The organism is Variovorax sp. PEI5 (genome assembly GCF_056679935.1).
On sequence record NZ_CM155257.1, the window covers coordinates 155,074 to 173,930 of the forward strand.

An 18,857-nucleotide genomic window follows, 5' to 3' on the forward strand; every position below is an offset into this window, starting at 1 on the left:
GGCGAAGACTAGCCCAAGTCCATGTCGGAACAAGCCTTTTCAGCTGGGACCGCTCCACTATGATCGGCCGCTATGAAAGTGCTACTGAGCCACTCCGCAGGTAATCAAAACGTTCGCGCCATGTTGGACGCGCTCACCCGTGCGGGGCTCCTGGCGCGCTTCGCCACCACCGTCGCCGCCGACGAGAACAGCGCCATGCTGCGCCTGATGCCCGCCGGCGTGCGGCGCGACTGGCTGCGGCGGCGCTTCGACGTGCCGCGCGAGAAGATCCTGCAGCATCGCTGGCGCGAGCTCGCGCGCGTGATCTGCGGCGGCGCCGGCTGGCGCTCGGCCCTGCGCCACGAGCAGGGCTTCGCCTCGCTCGATGCCGTGATCCAGGATTTCGACCGTTTCGTGGCGCGTTCGCTGTCCTCGGTGCAGCGGCGCGAGCCGCTCGGCGCCGTCTATGCCTACGAGGATGGTGCGCTCGACACCTTCCGCGCCGCCGGCGCATTGGGCCTCAAGCGCATCTACGACCTGCCGATCGCCTACTGGGAGCTCGGCCACCGGCTGCAGCAGGAGGAGGCCGAGCGCCTGCCCGACTGGGCCGCCACGCTCGGCGGCGGCCTGGTCGACTCGCGCGCCAAGCTGGCGCGCAAGACGCAGGAGCTCGAACTGGCCGACCTGGTGGTGGTGGCCAGTACCTTCGTGCGCGATTCGCTGCCGGCATCGGCCGCGCACAAGGCGATCGTGATGTCGCCGTTCGGCTCGCCGGCCCGCTGGACCGAGGGCTGGTCGCAGGCCGCGCTCGATCCGGCGCGTCCGATGCGCGTGCTGTTCGCCGGCTCCATGGGCCAGCGCAAGGGCCTGGCCGACCTGTTCGCCGCCATGAAGCTGCTGGCCGGCGAGAACATCGAGCTGGTGGTGCTCGGCTCGCTGATGGAGAGCATGGAGTTCTATCGCGGCCAGTACGCCGGCTTCACCCACGAGAAGAGTCGCCCGCATGCCGAGGTGCTGGCGCTCATGCGCAGCTGCGACGTGTTCTGCCTGCCCTCGATCGTCGAGGGTCGCGCGCTGGTCATGCAGGAGGCGATGAGCCAGGGCCTGCCGGTGGTCATCACGCCCAATACCGGCGGCGCCGACCTGGTCGTCGAGGGCCGCACCGGATTCCTGGTGCCGATACGCTCGCCGCAGAAGATCGCCGAGAAGCTCTCCTGGCTCAACCAGCATCGCCCCGAGCTGGTGGCGATGAAGGAGGAGGCGGCGCGGCATTCGGCCAGCTACTCCTGGACCACCTATGGCGACACCGTGGTGGATGCCATCCGCCGGCTCGAGGGCGCCCCGCCGGCCGTCGCCGCCCCTGCCGCCGCCGCCGCCGTCGCCGCCGTCATCAACTGAACCGATGAAGCCTGCCCCGCCCCCGGGCACCGGGCCGGCGTCCGCGCCATCGCAGCGCTATTGGGAGATCGACGCCTTGCGCGGGCTGATGCTCGTGCTGATGACGGTCACCCACCTGCCCACGCGGCTGACCGATCCGCTCGGCCAGCCCTTCGGCTTCGTCTCGGCGGCCGAGGGCTTCGTGCTGCTGTCGGCCTTCATGGCCGGGCTGGTCTACAGCCGCACCGGCTACCGCGACGGCATCGACGCCATGCGGCGCGCGTTCTGGCAGCGCGCGCTGAAGATCTACATGGCCCAGGCGGCGACGCTGCTGTTCCTCTTCACCATCATCGCGGCGGTCGGCTTGCGCATCGACCAGCCGGCGGTGAAGAACCTGATGTCGTACTACCTGACGCAGCCGCGCGAGGGCTTCCTCTTCGGCCTGCTGCTGGTCTACGAACCGGCGCTGCTCGACATCCTGCCGATGTACATCTTCTTCATGCTGCTGAGTCCGTGGGTGCTGGCGTTCGCGTTCCGCCATGGCTGGGCCCCCGTGATCCTGACCAGCACGCTGGTCTGGGCGCTGGCGCAGTTCGGCCTAAGCGAGGCCATCTACCGCGTCGCGGTGCACTGGACCGGCATTCCGGTGCCGTTCCACGAGATGGGGGCCTTCAACGCCTATGCCTGGCAGTTCCTGTGGTTCATCGGCCTGTGGATGGGCGCGGCCCGCAGCGCGCCGGATGCCCGGCCCCTGCGCATGCCGGCGTGGCTGCTGGTGCTGGCGGCGGGGATCGCGCTCTATGGCTTCTACTGGCGCCACCACGGCCCCCACGGCCAGGCGCCGTTCGGCGCCGACGACCACCTGAACCTGCTGTTCGACAAGTGGCTGCTCGGTCCGCTGCGCCTGCTCGACCTGGTGGCGCTGGGGGTGCTGGCGATCGGCTTCGGTCCGGCCCTGATGCGCCGGCTGCCGCGCCTGCACTGGCTCGAGGCGATGGGTTCGGCATCGCTGCCGGTGTTCTGCGCGCACCTGGTGGCGGTGCTGCTGGTGCTGGCGTTCTATGGCAACAGCCAGACCGCGCGGCCCTGGTGGGGCGATGCGCTGCTGCTGGTGGCGGTGTTCGGCGGGCTCTACGCGGTGGCGCGCGCCACCCTGTGGGTCGACGAGCGCCGCGCCGCGCGGCAGCGTCTCAGGGCCGTGGCGATGGCGCCGCGCTCGACACCGTCGTGACGGCGCCGCCCGCCGCCGGCGACCGCAGGGCCGGCACCGTGGCCGCCAGCGCGGCCGGGGCCGGGCCGACGTGCGCGGCGATGACCGAGTGCCAGAGCCGGTAGCCGGTCTCGTTCATGTGCAGGCGGTCGCCCAGGAACAGCTCGGCGCGGGGCCGGTTGTCGGCGCCCATCATGGGCGTGAAGATGTCGATGTACTCGCTGTTCCCCAGCGCGTGCACATAGGCCGAGATGATGTTGTTGGTCTCGCGGATCTTCGGCAGCAGCGCCTCGCGCGCCGGGCTCGGCTTGACCGAGATGTAGCTGATGCGCGCATCGGGCAACGTCTCGCGCACGGTGTGGGCGAAGCGGATGAAGCTGTCGAGCACCTGCAGCGGCGTGCGGCCCTCGGCCAGGTCGTTGTCGCCGGCGTAGACCAGCACGTGGCGTGGCTTGTAGCGCACCACCAGTTCGCGCGTGAAGAGACTGCAGTCGGCCATCGTGGAGCCGCCGAAGCCGCGATTGATGACCACCGGCTGTTCGCGGAAGTCCTGCGCCAGGTGGGTCCAGAAACGGATCGTCGAGCTGCCCACGAAGAGCACGCCGCCTTCGCCCGGCAGGCGTTCCTTGTCGGCGCTGTCGAAGGCCGACAGCGATCCCTGCCAGCGGCTCATCGCGGCGACGTATTCGGGGGAGGGCGTCTCGGCATGGGCCGGGGCCTGGGTGGCCAACGCGACCAGGATCGAAGCACAGAATGAAAGAAGGGGTTTCATGAGCACCATGGCAAGGGCAACGTGCTTCGACGGCTTTGCGTTGGCAGGTTTCCCCGGGATCACCGGAAAAATCGTATCCAAATGATTCGGCCGACGTGGATCCGGCATCCGCGCCGACATCCGCCGCGCTCGAAGTGAGCCCCTACAGCGTCTTCTCGATCAACGGGCCCTTGAACAGCACCGGGCCGGTCGGTCCGCTGCCGCGTGGCGCGCCACCGGCCGGCTCCAGGCTGATCGCCAGGGCCGGCACCTCGCGCACCGCCGATTCCGAGGCCGCCAGCCGCAGGGCCGGCGCGTGGTCGAGCACCCCCAGGGACTGTGGCGCGCCGCCGGGCGGCAGCGCCCACAGCTGCAGCGACTTGTCCACGCCTTCGCGGAAGTCGCCCACGCGCTGCAGCGTGAGCTGCTGGCGTTTCGGATCGAAGGTCACCAGCATCGAGGCCCGGGCCGCCTCGTCGGACAGCACGGCCACATAGCGCACGGCCGGCGCGTTGCGCAGCTGGTCGTACAGGTTCAGGCCGACGACCGCCGCGACCACGGTCGCCAGCGCCCCGGCGGCCGTCGCTCCACGCCAGAGCGCCAGGCTGCGCAGCCAGCCGCGCCGTGGCGCCCGCTCGATGGGTCGCGCCGCGCGGCGCTGTTGCGCCAGCGCCTGCTCGGTCTTGTCGATCTCGATCTGGTTGAGGATGCGGCTCCAGACGGCGGCATCGGGCTTCGTGCCGGGTTCCAGTTCCGTCAGGCTGGCGAGGCGGCCCTGCCAGACCAGCGCGGCGGCGCGCACCGTGGCCTGCTCGCGGGCGATGGCCTCGAAGCGGCGCCGCGCGCCACCCCGCAGGGTGCCCAGCGCATAGCTCGCGGCCAGGAGTTCGAGGCGGTTGCCGGGATTCGAGATGTTCATGCGACGGTCCTCACGCGAAGCGCGTCATGCAGACGCGCAGTTTTTCCAGGCCGCGCCGGATCCAGGTCTTCACGGTGCCCAGGGGCAGCTTGAGCTGCTCGGCCAGCTCGCCATGACTGAGATCGCGCAGGTAGGCCAGGCTGACCACCTCGCGCTGCCGCCCCTCGAGCTGCTGGAGGCATTGCTGCAGGGCCCAGGCCTGCTCGCTGGCCTCGGTGATGTCCATGGGCGACGGGCCGTCCGAAGCCAGCGTGTCGGCCATCACGTCGTCGAATTCCTGCGTCAGCTGCGCGCGGTCGGCGGTGCGCCGGCGCAACAGGTCGAGCGAGCGGCTGCGCACGATCAGGCCCATCCACGCCATCGGCGGACTCAGCGAGGCGCGATAGTCGCCGGCCACGCGCCAGATCGTGATGAAGGCCTCCTGCAGGGCGTCCTCGGCCCACTCGCGCTGTCGCACGACGCGCAGCGCCAGCCCGAAGAGCCGCGGCGACGCGCTGTCGTAGAGCAACCGCAACGCGGCTTCGTCGCGCTGGCCGACGCGGTCGATGAGAGCCATGAGTTCGGCATCCGAAAGGGGAACGTTCATGCGCGGATTGTGCAGGGGAGAGCATGAGCGGGATACGTCGGTGGAGCGGAGGCGGATTCAGGAGCCGCCGTTGAATCCGACGGACGGGTCATCGCGTACCCCCTGTCAGGTGGCGCGCTGACGAGCTGGCTCGCGACGCTCCGCCATAACGCTCCTGCGATCCGGCCGCCGCGCCCTCGCATGGCATCCCTTCCCACTCCGATTCAAAGGAAACGACCATGAACATTCGACTCATCGCCCTCGCTCCCCTCGTCGCCGCCGTCGCCGCGCTGTCTGCATGTTCGGGCACCGGCATAAAACCCATGGGCTCGATGGGCTCCTCGATGGGCTCCTCGATGGGCGCCATGGGCTCGTCGATGGGCCGGATGCCCTTCTCGCAGGCCGCGCTGCCCGAGCCCGTGAAGGTGCCCGCGGGCAACGTGGTGGCCCTGGAGACGGTGGGCGCCGGCGACATCACCTACGAGTGCCGCGCCAAGGCCGCGATGCCGGGCCAGTTCGAATGGGTGTTCGTCGGTCCCGACGCGAAGCTGATGGATCGCGCCGGCAAGCAGGTCGGCACCTATGTCGGACCGCCCGCCACCTGGGCCCACATGGATGGCTCGAAGGTCACGGCGACGCAGGTCGCGGTCGCGCCCAACGGCCCGGACAACATCCCCCACCAGCTGGTCAAGGCCAATCCGGCGATGGGCATGGGCGCGATGCAGGGCGTGACCTACATCCAGCGCACCGCCACCCGCGGCGGCGTCGCGCCCTCCATGGCCTGCGGCGCCTCGAACATGGCGCAGAAGCAGATCGTCAAGTACCAGGCCGACTACATCTTCTATCGCGCGATGTGAGGCATGCGGGGCGCCCCGGCCGGCGTGGCGCCGGCGTGAGCCATCGATCGGGCGCTCAGGCGCCGAGTCGGGCGCGATGCCGCGCGATCTGGGCGCGCACCTGCGCCGGCGCGGTGCCACCGAGCACGTCGCGCGCCTCGAGCGAGCCGCGCAGGCTCAGGATGTCGTAGACGTCCTTCTCGATCGTCGGGTTGAATTGCTTCAGCACCGCGAGCGGCAGCTCCGACAGGTCGACCTGGTGCGAGATCGCCGCCTTGACCGCATGGGCCACCGTCTCGTGCGCATCGCGGAAGGGCAGGCCCTTCTTCACCAGGTAGTCCGCCAGATCGGTGGCCGTGGCATAGCCGCGCAGGGCGGCGCGCTCCATCGCCTCGGGCTTGACCGTGATGCCGCCGACCATCTCCGCGAAGATGCGCAGGGTGTCCTTGAGCGTATCGACGGTGTCGAACAGCGGCTCCTTGTCCTCCTGGTTGTCCTTGTTGTAGGCCAGCGGCTGGGCCTTCATCAAGGTGATCAGGCCCATCAGGTGTCCGACCACGCGGCCGGTCTTGCCACGGGCGAGTTCGGGGACGTCCGGGTTCTTCTTCTGCGGCATGATCGACGAGCCGGTGCAGAAGCGGTCGGCGATGTCGATGAAGCCGAAGCTCTGGCTCATCCACAGGATCAGCTCCTCGCTCAGGCGGCTGACGTGGATCATGGCCAGCGAGGCGGCGGCGGTGAACTCGATGGCGAAGTCGCGGTCGCTCACGGCATCCAGGCTGTTCTGGCAGACCACGGCGGCGCCGGTCTCGTCGACCATGCCCAGCGCGCGCGCGACCTGTTCGCGGTCCAGCGGATAGCTGGTGCCGGCCAGCGCGGCGGCGCCCAGCGGCAGGCGGTTGACGCGCTTCCTCACGTCGAGCAGTCGCTCGGCATCGCGCGCGAACATCTCGACATAGGCCAGCATGTGATGCCCGAAGCTCACCGGCTGGGCCACCTGCAGGTGCGTGAAGCCCGGCAGGATGACCTCGACGTTCCGCTCGGCGATGTCCACCAGCGCGCGCTGCAGCGCCGCCAGCAGGTCGCCGATCAGGTCGATCTCGCCACGCAGCCACAGCCGGACGTCGGTCGCGACCTGGTCGTTGCGGCTGCGGCCGGTGTGCAGCCGCTTGCCGGCATCGCCCACGATCTGGGTCAGGCGCGCCTCGATGTTCAGGTGCACGTCCTCCAGGTCGAGCTTCCATTCGAAGGCGCCGGATTCAATTTCAGAGCGCACCTGAGCCATCCCGCGCTCGATCGCGGCATGGTCCTGCGCTGCGATGATTCCTTGCGTCGCCAGCATGCCGGCGTGCGCGAGCGAACCCGTGATGTCGGCCTCCCACAGCCGCTGGTCGAAGAACACACTGGAGGTATAGCGTTTGACGAGGTCGCTCATCGGCTCGGAGAACAGGGCCGACCAGGCTTCGGATTTTTTGTCGAATTGGTTTTTGGTCATGGAAGGCGTTGGCGAGGCAATAATGAGTTTGTCACTCGATGTATCTGCAATCTGTCATGCGCAAGCCGCCGATCTTATCGGCTACCTCTCCGGCTCCGCCGCGAACTTCGCCACCCGGGCAGGGCGCGAAGGGCGCCGCGCCGCGCGCCGCAAGCCTGCTGTTCGACGCCTGCCACATCGGCGTGGTGCTGCGCGCGGTGCTGCTGGTGGAGGCGACGGTCGCCGTGGTGGCGCTGTTCCTGACGTCGACGCCGACCGCCTGGCTGGTCCTGGCCGGGTCGATCACCGGTGGCGCGCTGCCGGCGACGCTGCACTGGCTGGTGGCCACCTGCGCGAGCCGCAAGCTGATGGCGCGCGGGTCGCACCGGGTGCAGTACGCAGCCGGCGTCGGGCTGGGGGCGGTCTCGGCGCTCTATGGCTATGCCCTGCTGCGCCTGAGCGACGTCGTCGGATCGGCGCAGTGGGTGGCCTCGGCCACCGCCGGCGGCATGTTCGCGGCGGTGTTCATGTCGCTGCTGGTGCTGCGCGCGCGCGGGCGGATGCCGGCGGCGACCGCCGCGCGGCTGCAGGAGCTGCAGGCGCGCATCCGGCCGCACTTCCTCTTCAACACGCTCAACAGCGCCATCGCCCTGGTGCGCGAGGACCCGGTCAAGGCCGAGACCATGCTGGAGGATCTGAGCGAGCTCTTCCGGGGCGCGCTGGCCGAGCCCGGCGACTCGGTCACGCTGGGCGACGAGATCCTGCTGGCGCGCCGCTACCTGGCGATCGAGCAGGTGCGCTTCGACAAGCGCCTGACCATCCTCTGGGATCTCGATCCGGCCGCCGATGGGGCCCGCCTGCCGCCGCTGCTGCTGCAGCCCTTGGTGGAGAACTCGGTCAAGCACGGCATCGAACCGAGTCCCGAGGGCGGCATGCTGCTGGTGCGCACGCGGCGTCGGGGCGGCCTGGCGGTGATCGAGGTGGTCAACACGCTCCCGCCCGCGCCCTGGAACACGACGGTGCGCCATGACGGCAACGGCATCGCGCTGGGGAACGTCCGTGACCGGCTGCAGCTCCTGCACGACGTGCAGGCGCAGTTCGCCGCCGGTATCGAAAACAACAACTATCGCGTGCGCATCGCCGTCCCGGTCGGGACATGAGCATGCCGCGCCCGGAGAAAGTCCATGCCTCTGAGAACCCTGATCGTCGATGACGAAGCGCTGGCGCGGGCGCGCCTGCGGACCCTGCTGGGCGACTGCACGGAGCCGGCCGCGGATGTCGTCTCGGAGGCGACGCACGCCGCGCAGGCGCGGCAGTTGCTGCAGAGCACGGCGTTCGACCTGGTGCTGCTGGACATCCACATGCCCGGCATGGACGGCCTCGAACTGGCGCGCGTGATCGCCGAGCTGCCGGACGCGCCGGCGCTGGTCTTCGTGACGGCGCATTCGATGCACGCCGTCACGGCGTTCGAACTCGACGTGGTCGACTACCTGACCAAGCCGGTGCGGGTGGAGCGCCTGCAGCAGGCGCTGCAGAAGGTCGAGCGCCATCGCAAGGACCGGCACGCGCAGGCGGCCGGAGCCGGGCAGACGCAGGAGACGCTGCTGATCCAGGATCGCGGCCGGGTCGAGCGGGTGCCGCTGGCCTCGGTGCGCTACCTGAAGTCCGAGTTCAAGTACCTCACCGTGCGCACCGCCGCGCGCAGCTACATCCTCGAAGGCTCGCTGAGCGAGTTCGAGGAGCGCTATGCCGGGCGTTTCGTGCGCGTGCATCGCAATGCGCTGGTCGCGCTGGCCTCGGTGCGCAAGCTCGAGCGCGTGGCCGCCAGCGACGACGTCGAAGGCTGGGCCGTGCGGCTCGATGGCATCCCGGAGCCGATCGCGGTCTCGCGCCGGCAGCTCGCCAGCGTGCGCGAAGCGCTGAAGGAGGCGCCATGACGGCGCCGTCCGGCGCCACGCCCGAGGAAGGGCATCAGCTCGACGCGCTCGTCGAGGCGCAACAGGAGGTGGAGGAGCGCCGCGAGCGGGTGCTGCTGCACATGCCCGTCGACGTCCGCAGCGCCTCGCTGGTGGTGATCGCGGTGCTGGCCAGCATCTTCGCGCTGCGCTGGGCGGCGGCGGTGTTCATCCCGCTGATGCTCAGCCTGATCCTGACCTATGCGCTGGCGCCGCTGGTCGACCGGCTGGAACGCCTGCGCGTGCCACGCGTGATCGGCGCGGCGGCCATCCTGCTGGGCATCGCCGGCGCCTTCGGCACCACCGGCTATTCGCTCTCGGGCAGCGCCGCGCAGCTGGTCGACTCGCTGCCGGTGGCGGCGCAGAAGCTGCGCCAGGCGATGGCCAGCCGGCCGAGCGCGCGCAACACCAGCACGCTCGACACCGTGCAGCAGGCCGCCGCGCAGCTGGAGCAGGCGGCGCAGGCGGCATCGGCGCAGGCCAGCCGTCGCGGCATCACGCGGGTGACGATCGAGCGGCCGCCCTTCAACGTGCGCGACTACCTCTGGAGCGGCACGGTCGGCCTGGCCGGCGCGCTGGGGCAGCTCACGCTGGTCGCCTTCCTGACCTTCTTCTCGCTCTGCTCGGGCAACACCTTCCGCCGCAAGCTGGTCAAGATCACCGGCCAGAGCCTGCAGAAGAAGAAGATCACCGTGCACGTGCTCGACGACATCACCCGCAACATCGAGCGCTACCTGCTGGTGCAGATCTTCACCAGCGCGCTGGTCGGGATCGTCACCGGACTCGCGTTCTGGGCCATCGGCCTGGAGAACGCGGCGGTCTGGGGCATCGTCGCGGGCGTGACCAACCTGATCCCGTATGTCGGCTCGGTGCTGGTGATGGGCACGTCGGCGCTGGTCGCCTTCCTGCAGTTCAACACCATCGAGATGGCGGTGCTGGTGGGCGGCGTGTCGCTGCTCATCCACACCCTGGTGGGCAACCTGCTGACGCCCTGGCTCACCAGCCGCACCAGCCGCATGAACCCGGTGGCGGTGTTCGTCGGCGTGATCTTCTGGGGCTGGCTGTGGGGCGTGTGGGGCCTGCTGCTGGGCATCCCGATCATGATGATCGTGAAGTCGGTCTGCGATCGCGTCGAGGACCTGCAGCCCATCGGCGAACTGCTCGGCGACTAGCCGACCTGCACCAGGGCATCGGCGGGCAGGGTGTGCCAGTCGATCCATTCGCCGCTGGCGGCATGGCGCGTCGGGGTGCGCGGCGCGGCGCCCGGTGGCGTCCCGTGGCGCAGCGTCAGCGTCGTGCCGCGCAGCGTGAGCGTCATCTCGAACCCGCTCCAGTGCGCCGGCACGCGCGGCGTGACGCGCAGGCGATCGCCGCGCACCTCCAGGCCGAGCAGGGTCTCGACCGCCGCGCGGTGCAGCCAGGCGGCCGAGCCGGTGTACCAGCTCCAGCCGCCCCGGCCGACATAGGGCGCGGCGCCATAGATGTCGCCGGCCATCACATAGGGCTCCAGCTCGTAGGCCGCGCCGCGCGTCGGATGCGCCGCGCGGTGCGCCGGGCTCAGGCCCTCGAAGCTCTCCCACGCGGCCCGGGTGTCGCCCGACAGCGCCTGGGCCATGAGCGCCCAGACGGCGGCATGCGAGTACTGGCCGCCGTTCTCGCGCACGCCGGGCGGATAGGCCTGGATGTAGCCGGGACTGGGATCCGACTGCGCGAGCGGCGGATGCAGCAGGCGCAGCAGGTTGGCGTCCGGGTCGTGCAGCTGCGCCTGCAGCGCCGCCATGGCCGGGCGCGTGTGCGCCTCGTCAGAGGCGCCGGAGAGCACCGCCCAGGCCTGCGCGATGAGGTCGATGCGGCATTCGTCGTTGACCGCCGACCCGAGCGGCGTGCCATCGTCGAAGAACGCGCGGCGGAACCAGGCGCCGTCCCAGCCGGCATCGTGCAGCGCCGCGATCCAGCCGCTTCGCGCGTCGAGCCAGCGCCGTGCCCGCTCGCCGTCGCCGCGCGCCTGCGCCAGCGGCGCGTAGCGCTCGACCACGCTGCACAGGAACCAGGCCAGCCAGACCGATTCGCCACGGCCTTCGTGGCCGACGCGGTTCATGCCGTCGTTCCAGTCGCCCGTGCCCATCAGCGGCAGGCCGTGGACGCCGGTCGCCAGGCTGCGGTCGATGGCGCGCGCGCCATGCTCGTAGACACTGGCCCGCGCCTCGGTGACCTGCGGCGCGTAGTAGGCGTCCTCGGCGCCCTCGGGGATGCCGGGTCCGTCGATGAAGGGCACCTGCTCGTCCAGCAGCGAGACGTCGCCGGTCACCTCGGCATGGTGCGAGATGGCATAGGGCAGCCACAGCAGGTCGTCCGAGAAATGGGTGCGCACGCCGGCGCCGCCGGGCATGTGCCACCAGTGCTGGACGTCGCCCTCGGGGAACTGCCGCGCCGCGTTGACGAGGATCTGCCCGCGCAGCCGGTCCGGGTCGGTCAGCGCGAAGGCCATCGCGTCCTGCAGCTGGTCGCGAAAGCCGAAGGCGCCGCCGGCCTGGTAGAAGCCGGCCTTCGACCACAGCCGGCAGACCAGCGTCTGGTACATCAGCCAGCGGTTGACCAGGGCGTCGAACAGCGGATCGGGCGTGCGCACCTGCAGCCGGCCGAGCAGCTCGTCCCAGAAGCCGCGCGAGCGCGCCAGCGCGGCATCGACGTCGTGCTGCTGCCAGCGGCGCGCCAGGGCCATGGCGGCCTCGGCATCGGGCGCGTGGCCGAGCATGAAGCACAGCTGCGCGCTGCCGCCGGCCTCCAGGAAGAACTCGCCGTCGATGGCGGCGCAGGCATCGAGGCCGTTGCCGGCGCGTCGTCCGAGCAGGTCGGGGATCTCGATGCCGCCGAAGCCGGCGAAGAACTCGCTGCGCTCGCAGGTCCACTGCACCGCGTCGGCCACGCCGCCGGGCAGGCCGGCCAGGGCGACGAAGGCGGTGCTGCCGCCGAAGCCGCCGCTGCATTCGCGCTGCTGGCCGAACACGGCCGGCAGGTCGTCGGGCTTCCAGGTGTGGACGGTGCGCCGCTCGCCGCGCGCCGCGCCCATCTGCCATTCGACCAGCGCCAGCGCGCGCAGCCGGCGGCGCGTCCTGCCACCGTTGCGGATGCGCACCCGCACCAGCTTCATGCGCTCGTCGCGGTCGGCGAAGAAGGTGGTCTCCAGCGCGATGCCGGCGCTGGCGCACTCGAACACGCTGTAGCCCTGGCCATGGCGCACGCGATGGGCGACGGCGCCGTCGCCGCGACTCGCCGGGGTCAGCGGCAGCAGCTCGCGCGTGTCCACGTCCTGCAGCAGGTAGTGCTCGAACGCCGGGTCCTGGACCGGATCGTTGGACCAGGGCGTGAGCTGGTGCATGCGGCTGTTGGCGGCCCAGGTGTAGCCGGTGCCGGTCTCCGAGACCTGGAAGCCGAAGGAGGCATTGGCGATGACGTTGATCCACGGCTTGGGCGTGCGCCGCGCGGCGTCGACCTCGAAGCGGAATTCGCCGCTGGCGGCGTCGAAGCCGCCCTGCACCGCCAGCACCGGCGCGCCGGGATTCGCGCCGACGCGGGTGGCGCCCAGCGGGGTACGCCCGGGGGGCGCGGACTCGTCGTCCCCAGCCGCCAGCAGGGTGGCGAGAGACGGCGTCGCCGCCTCGCGCAGCGCCGTCATCTGGGCCTCGAGCGTGCGGCCGTCGGCCGTGAACACCACGCGCGCCAGGCTCGACAGGGCGGCGCGCTCGGCCGGCACCACCTCGTTGTCGCGCAGCAGGTAGAAGCCCGCCGCGTCGTTGCGCGGGAAGCTGTTCTGCGTCTCGTGGGCCACGCGGCCGCGCAGCGCCTCGATCTCGCGCTGCAATGGCATCAGGTAGGAGCCCGGTTCGCTGTTGAGCACGACCAGGTCGCAGGCCACGCCGCCGAAGCCCCACCACGGCTGGGCCCGCAGCAGCGTGTTGATCAGGCCCATGCCGCCATTCGAATGGATGTGCACCAGCACGATCGGCTTGTCGCCGGAGATGCCGAAGCGCCAGATGTGGCGCAGGTCGATCGGCCCGCGATCGCTCATCACGCGGGGCGTGGTGTAGGTCAGGATGGTCGTCAGGTCCTGCAGCGCGAGGTTCTTGGCCGGGTCGATGGCCAGGTCGCGCAGCCGCACCTGCGCCAGGGTGGCGGCCATGCGCATGGCGCGCTCGACGTGCATCGGCTGCAGGTAGCGGTCGATTCGCGGCACCAGCGCCTCGATGCTCTCGTCGGCCGCCGTGGCGAAGGTCACGCGCGCGGTGGCGCCGGCCGGGATGCGCAATGTCACGCGCAGGCTGGCGATCGGGTCGAGGCCGTTGATCGGCGCGCCGGCGGCATCGCGCGGCTGCGCCTCCAGGCGCGGCGCCGCCAGCGTGCCATTGCGCCCGATGAAGGCGCGCCGGTCGGTCACGCAGTCGACCGCCACCAGGTGGCCGTCGGTGGCCGCCAGGAAGTGCGCCACCGCCATCACCGCGTCGCCATGCAGGCGCGGCTTGCGCGCCAGCAGCAGGGCGCGCCAGTGCGGCTCCCAGCGTGTCTCCACGAACAGGTTGACGAAGGCCGGATGGGCCTCGTCGGCCTTCGGCTGCGACAGCACGGGCTCGAAGTAGGACACCAGTTCGAGCGTGCGCTCGACCGCGCCGGTGTTGTGCAGCGTCACCGTGCGCAGCTCGGTGTCGTCCTCCGGGCTGATCAGCACCATCGTGCGCGCGTGCAGGCCGTCGCCCACGGCGTCGAACTGGGCCTGGTCGGCCAGGAAGCGGGTCCGGTACTGCCAGCCCTCGCCGGCGGCGGGCAGGGCGGTCAGCGAGGTGAGCGCGGAGCCACCGGCGTCGCGCACGTAGAAGAAGGTGCCGTGGCCGTCGCGCAGCGGATCGTCGCGCCAGCGCGTGACATTGAACGAACGCCAGCGGCTCACGCCGGCGCCGCTCGCGCGCAGCGCCAGGGTGTAGCGGCCGTTGGAGAGCAGGTGGGTCGGCTGGAAGCCCGGCGCGGTCGGATCGACCACGCGCGGCTGGTGCGCCACCGGTGCCTCGCCCAGGCTGGGTTCGGGCGGCTGGCGCGGATCGGCGCTGCCGATGATCTGACGCGGCGTGCGCTCGTGCAGCAGCGACAGGTGCGCCTCGACCAGCGCGGCGGCGCCGAACCAGCGGCGCGGGGCGTCGTCGCGCAGCACGTTGCCCAGGGCCACCAGCGCCATGCCCTGGTGGTGCGCCATGAAGTTGCGCACCACGGTCAGCGGCTGGCCCTGCGGCTGGCGCGCGACCGTGAAGTCGACGGCGTCGAAGAAGCCGAACTCGCCGCGCGCGCCCATCGTCTCCAGCCGCCGCAGGTTCGCCACCGCCTCGGCCGGCGTCACCAGCGTGGCCATCACGCTGGCATAGGGCGCGACCACGCGATCGGTCGGTGGCGTGCGGCGCAGGGCCAGGCGTGGCACGCCGAAGGGCGAGTACTGGTAGGCCAGCGAATGGTCCTGGGCGAAATACGCCGACTCCGAGACGCCCCAGGGCAGCCCCTGCTGGGCGCCGAAGGCCTGCTGCTCGCGCACGGCGGCGAGGTTGGCGACCTGCAGCATGCCGTCGTCGGGCTCGCTCATGACGAGCGCCGGCATCAGGTACTCGAACATCGAGCCCGACCACGACTTCAGGCCCGGCGCGGCGCCCACCGACAGGAACGGCCGTCCGAGCGCCATCCAGTGGCGCCGCGGCGCGTCGCCCTTGGCGATGGCCAGGAAGCTCAGCAACCGCGACTCGGAAGCGATCAGGTCGTAGTAGCTGGCGTCGAGCACATCGTCCTCGACGCGCAGGCCGATGTGGAACAGGTGACGCTTGGCATCGTAGAGGCCGCTGAAGTCCATCGCGCGGCACAGGTGCTCGCAGCGCTCGGCCAGGGCGCCCAGGGCCTCGCGCCGGCCGGCCGTCGCGGCGGCGGGCTCCACGGCGGCGAAGGCGCGGCAGGCGCCGGACACGGCCAGCAGATGGCCCGCCAGGTTGCCGCTGTCGACGCTGGAGACGTAGGCCGGCGGCAGCAGCTGCAGGGTGCGCGTGTCGTACCAGTTGTAGAGATGGCCGCGATGCTTGCCCAGCCGGTCGACGCTGTCGAGGGTGGCGCGCAGGCGCTCGACCAGCGCGGCATCGTCGATCCAGCCGAAGTCGCGCGCGCAGCAGCAGGCCAGCAGGTACATGCCGATGTTGGTCGGCGAGGTGCGATGCGCGAGGGTGGGCTCGGGTTCGAGCTGCAGGTTGTCGGGCGGCAGGTGGTTGTCCTCGGGGCCGACGGCATGCTCGAAGAAGCGCCAGGTGTCGCGCGCCAGCGTCTGCAGATAGTCGCGATCGCGGGCATCGAGGGCGCCGGGCGCCCGGAGCCGGTCCGGCACGCGGCTGGCCCACCAGGCCGCCACCGGCGCCAGTGCCCAGAGGCCGAACAGCAGCGCCCCGGCCAGTGGATGCGGACTCCACAGCACGGCGGCCACGGCCAGCGCGACGCAGGCGATGCCGACCGGCGCCGCGCCGCGCAGGAACGACCCCAGGCCATAGCGCGCCTGTGCCTGCGCCTGCTCGGCGGTGGTCCACTGCAGCAGGTGGCGCCGGCTCGCGGCCAGCCGCCAGAGCGCGCGGATGGTGGCGTCGGCCAGCAGGCGCGTCAGCGCCGCCAGCTGCGTGAACTGCCAGGCCGCGCCGGCCACGGCGCGCCCGAGCTCGACCACCCCGACCTGGAAGAAGTGTCGCAGCGCGATCGAGCGCCGCGTGGGCACCAGGCCGGCCAGCGCGCCCAGCAGCGGGCCGAGCACCAGGGCCGCGGCGACGGCGCCGAAGGCCCAGGCCAGCGGCAGTGCCGATGTGAAGACGGCCAGCATCAGCAATGCGGCCGAGGCCGGCGCCACCAGCGAGCGGCGCAGGTTGTCGGTCATCTTCCACAGCCCCAGGGCGTCGATGCCGAAGTGCCGGGCGCGCAGCATCAGGGGCAGCAGCTGCCAGTCGCCGCGCGTCCAGCGATGGATGCGCGAGGCCGCGACGCCGGCGTGGTGCGGATGGTCCTCGATCAGCACCAGGTCGCTCACCACCGCGCAGCGCGCCACCGTGCCTTCGAGCAGGTCGTGGCTGAGCACGGCGTCCGCCGGCAGGCGGGCATCGAGCGCGGCATGGACGGCCCGCACGTTCAGCAGGCCCTTGCCGGTGAACGAGCCGGTGCCGAACAGGTCCTGGTAGATGTCCGAGGCGCCGCTGCTGTAGGGGTCGATGCCGCACTGGCCGGCGAACATCCAGTGGAACGGCGAGCGCTCCTCGCGGCCCGGCAGGGGCGTGACCACGCGCGGCTGCAGGATGCCGAAGCCCGCGACCACCCGGCCGCTGGCGGCATCGAACTGCGGCGCGTTGAGCGGATGGGCCGCGATGGCGACCAGCTCCCGCAGGCCGTCCGGCGGCAGTCCGGTGTCACTGTCGAGCGTGACGACATAGGGCGTCGAGGGCGCCAGCCACAGGCCCGGCGCCAGCGGCAGGAAGCCGCTCGCATCGCCCTCGGCCAGCAGCCGCAGCAGCATCTCCAGCTTGCCACGCTTGCGTTCCCAGCCGATCCAGCGCCGCTCGGTCGCACACCAGATGCGTGGCCGGTGCAGCAGCACGAAGCGTGGCGGACCCCCCGTCGCCGGGGGATGGCGGGCATTGAGCAGCGCGATGCGGCCCAGCGCGTCGGCCAGCAATCCGGCGTCGCCGGGGCACGTCGCCTGGTCGGCATCGGCGAAGTCGCTCAGCAGGGCGAATTGCGCATGGTCCTCCCGGTTGGCCAGCCAGTGGAGTTCCAGGCGGTGCGCGAGCCGGGCGTTGCCCGCGCTCGACGTCAGCATCGTGGGCAGCGCCACCAGCACGCGATGCGCGGCCGGGATGCCGTGGGTGAAATCCAGTCGCGGCAGCGTCTGCACCCGGGTCGATTCGGCCGTGACGCGATGGATCAGCGCGATCACCGCCTCCGACAGCGGCCAGGCCAGCAGCGCCAGGGCCGCCAGCGTCATCCCGTCCAGCTCGGCGATGCCGCGCCGGTGCAGGCCCTGCACCACGGCGGCCAGCAGCAGCGCGGTGCCGGCGACGATCGCCAGGACATACATCGTCAGGCGGGCGTCGCGTCCGGTGAGCGGATCGCGCATGGCCGCCGCCGTCGCCTTCGCCCGGCCACGCACGGCCGGATGGGGCGACCGCGTCGCCAGCGCCAGCACCAGGGCGCCCCGGCCCTGCCCGAGCAGGTGATAGCCGGCGGTGCGCGCGGCGGCCGGCGCGTCGGCGGGTCCGGCCAGGGCGCCCGGCGGGCCCGGCGCAGGATCGCCCGCCGCGAGCGCCAGGCGCAGCACGGTCTCGGCGACGGCGCGTTCGGTGCGTCCGGTGGCGCGCGCGACGCGCTCCATCGCCTGCGTGATCTGCTGGCGCGTGCCCTCGCTCTCCTGGCCGAAGCTCGGCAGTTCGCGCAGCACGCGCAGGGAGCGGCTCACCGGCTCGATCAGGTCGGCCCATTCGACCTGCCCGATCAGGCGCAGCGTGGTGATGATGTTGCCCACCGTCAGGTTGGCGGCGGCCTGCTCGGCCTGGGCCTCGGCGATCAGGCCGGGGCCGTTCGGGCAGTTGCGCTCGGTCCAGGCCACCAGGGGCGGCGGCTGGCTCGGGCGCTCGACCGGCAGGCGTTGCCACAGCTGCGTGCAGAAGGTCGATTCCAGCCCGTGCGCGCGCGCCAGCGCGAACAGCGCGTCGAGGTCGGCGGTCGTCAGGCGGTCGGCCGCGTCCCAGGCGGCATGCGCCAGTTCGCGCGCGATCTTCTGCTCGGCGATGCCCTGGGCCATGCGGCGCAGGTTCTCCAGCAGCACCACGCGCAGGGTCGTCGGCAGCGCCCAGAGTTCGCCCAGGGTCAGTTCCTCGACGTCCTGGTAGGCATCCAGGAAGGTGGTGAAGAGTTCGGCGTTGAGGACGCTGTCGGTGTGCGCCACATAGGCCCAGGCGATGCCGTAGACGCGCGGCAGTCCCGCCAGCGGCGCGGTCTCCAGCTTGGGCAGGCGCGCGTAGTAGCCGCGTGGCACGCCCTCGCGGATCTGCTGGAGCTGCGCCTCCACCAGGTGGAAGTTGTCGAGCAGCCATTCGGCCGCTGGCGATACGTAGCGTCCGTTGCGCGAGGTCAGCGCGATGTAGTCGAAGGCGCCCCGCAGCGAGGCCAGGTTCTCGTCGACGCGCGGGAAGAAGGGCGGCGCGGCGCGGGTGGCCGCGTCGTCCTGCACGCTCTGGGCCCGCGCCAGGCTGCGACCATGCTCGGCGAAACGCTGGGCGCCGAAGAGTTCCGACCGCACCGGCGGCTGCACCTCGACACGCGGCCGGGACAGCAGCGTGCGGGCATAGGGACTCAGGGACTCGAAATGGGCGAGGACCGGGAGCGCCACCCGGTCAGGCGAAGGTGACCAGCGCGATGGTCACCGCCGTCGCGATGAAAGCCAGGGTGACGATGCGTCCAATGGCCATCGCGTGCGCCTGCTGCAGGCCGCCCCTCACGGCCGACCATCGTCCCTGCGCCGCCGAACACTGGGCCATGTGCGAGGACAACGCGTCGAAATCGCTGCGCACGAAATCGAATGCCGAGGGCGGCTCGACCAGGGTCGATGCCGCGACGGGCGTGAGGAGGGACGAAGAAGACATGACGACGGTTCCAATGAATGACGTTGACGACCGCGCGAAATGCGAAAAGGTGGGCGTGGAGTACCAGGGTATACCTTTATAAAAAAGGCACAAATGCGCGAA

At 71.3% G+C, this 18,857-nt stretch carries 12 protein-coding genes; 6 read left to right on the forward strand and 6 right to left on the reverse strand.

Annotated features, from left to right (window positions below):
- Positions 1-120: 120 nt before the first annotated feature.
- Together AC1MLT_RS00720 and opgC are read left to right on the forward strand one after the other, a co-directional pair.
- Positions 121-1,377, forward strand: coding sequence for a glycosyltransferase family 4 protein (locus AC1MLT_RS00720; RefSeq protein WP_481033384.1), 1,257 nt, complete (start codon positions 121-123; stop codon positions 1,375-1,377).
- A 4-nt stretch (positions 1,378-1,381) separates the two neighbouring features.
- The gene (gene opgC / locus AC1MLT_RS00725; protein ID WP_481033385.1) at positions 1,382-2,587 is read left to right on the forward strand and encodes an OpgC domain-containing protein; all 1,206 of its coding nucleotides are present in this window, start codon (positions 1,382-1,384) and stop codon (positions 2,585-2,587) included.
- Here the strand turns inward: opgC and AC1MLT_RS00730 are convergent.
- From AC1MLT_RS00730 to AC1MLT_RS00740, 3 genes are all read right to left on the reverse strand, one after another.
- Positions 2,547-3,338: an SGNH/GDSL hydrolase family protein gene (locus AC1MLT_RS00730; RefSeq protein ID WP_481033386.1), complete on the reverse strand. Its 792-nt coding sequence runs from the start codon at positions 3,336-3,338 to the stop codon at positions 2,547-2,549. The two genes, opgC and AC1MLT_RS00730, sit on opposite strands and share 41 nt — an antisense overlap.
- A 142-nt stretch (positions 3,339-3,480) precedes the next feature.
- Complete coding sequence (locus tag AC1MLT_RS00735) at positions 3,481-4,236, reverse strand: anti-sigma factor (RefSeq protein ID WP_481033387.1); 756 nt, start codon at positions 4,234-4,236, stop codon at positions 3,481-3,483.
- A 10-nt stretch (positions 4,237-4,246) separates the two neighbouring features.
- The gene (locus tag AC1MLT_RS00740; protein WP_481033388.1) at positions 4,247-4,822 is read right to left on the reverse strand and encodes a sigma-70 family RNA polymerase sigma factor; all 576 of its coding nucleotides are present in this window, start codon (positions 4,820-4,822) and stop codon (positions 4,247-4,249) included.
- A gap of 218 nt (positions 4,823-5,040) precedes the next feature.
- Here AC1MLT_RS00740 and AC1MLT_RS00745 point away from each other — a divergent pair, with 218 nt between their 5' ends.
- Complete coding sequence (locus AC1MLT_RS00745; protein WP_481033389.1) at positions 5,041-5,658, forward strand: DUF3455 domain-containing protein; 618 nt, start codon at positions 5,041-5,043, stop codon at positions 5,656-5,658.
- Between the two features lie 55 nt (positions 5,659-5,713).
- On the opposite strand, the gene argH is transcribed toward AC1MLT_RS00745, so the two are convergent.
- Positions 5,714-7,132 carry an argininosuccinate lyase gene (gene argH / locus AC1MLT_RS00750; protein WP_481033390.1) on the reverse strand — a complete coding sequence of 473 codons (1,419 nt, stop codon included), beginning with the start codon at positions 7,130-7,132 and terminating at the stop codon, positions 5,714-5,716.
- Positions 7,133-7,170: 38 nt separating this feature from the next.
- Here argH and AC1MLT_RS00755 point away from each other — a divergent pair, with 38 nt between their 5' ends.
- Genes AC1MLT_RS00755 through AC1MLT_RS00765 form a run of 3 tightly spaced genes read left to right on the forward strand, consistent with a single transcriptional unit; the run spans position 7,171 to position 10,238 of the window.
- A complete protein-coding gene (locus AC1MLT_RS00755; protein WP_481033391.1) occupies positions 7,171-8,271 on the forward strand; it encodes a sensor histidine kinase in 1,101 nt (366 codons plus the stop codon).
- A 24-nt stretch (positions 8,272-8,295) separates the two neighbouring features.
- Positions 8,296-9,048: a LytR/AlgR family response regulator transcription factor gene (locus AC1MLT_RS00760; RefSeq protein WP_481033392.1), complete on the forward strand. Its 753-nt coding sequence runs from the start codon at positions 8,296-8,298 to the stop codon at positions 9,046-9,048.
- A complete protein-coding gene (locus AC1MLT_RS00765; protein WP_481033393.1) occupies positions 9,045-10,238 on the forward strand; it encodes an AI-2E family transporter in 1,194 nt (397 codons plus the stop codon). Before AC1MLT_RS00760 ends, AC1MLT_RS00765 begins: the two co-directional genes overlap by 4 nt.
- Here AC1MLT_RS00765 and AC1MLT_RS00770 read toward each other — a convergent pair.
- Both AC1MLT_RS00770 and AC1MLT_RS00775 read right to left on the reverse strand, forming a co-directional pair.
- A complete protein-coding gene (locus AC1MLT_RS00770) occupies positions 10,235-18,502 on the reverse strand; it encodes a glycoside hydrolase family 94 protein (RefSeq protein ID WP_481033394.1) in 8,268 nt (2,755 codons plus the stop codon). The genes AC1MLT_RS00765 and AC1MLT_RS00770 overlap by 4 nt on opposite strands.
- Before the next feature lie 4 nt (positions 18,503-18,506).
- Complete coding sequence (locus tag AC1MLT_RS00775; RefSeq protein WP_481033395.1) at positions 18,507-18,755, reverse strand: hypothetical protein; 249 nt, start codon at positions 18,753-18,755, stop codon at positions 18,507-18,509.
- Positions 18,756-18,857: the final 102 nt, after the last annotated feature.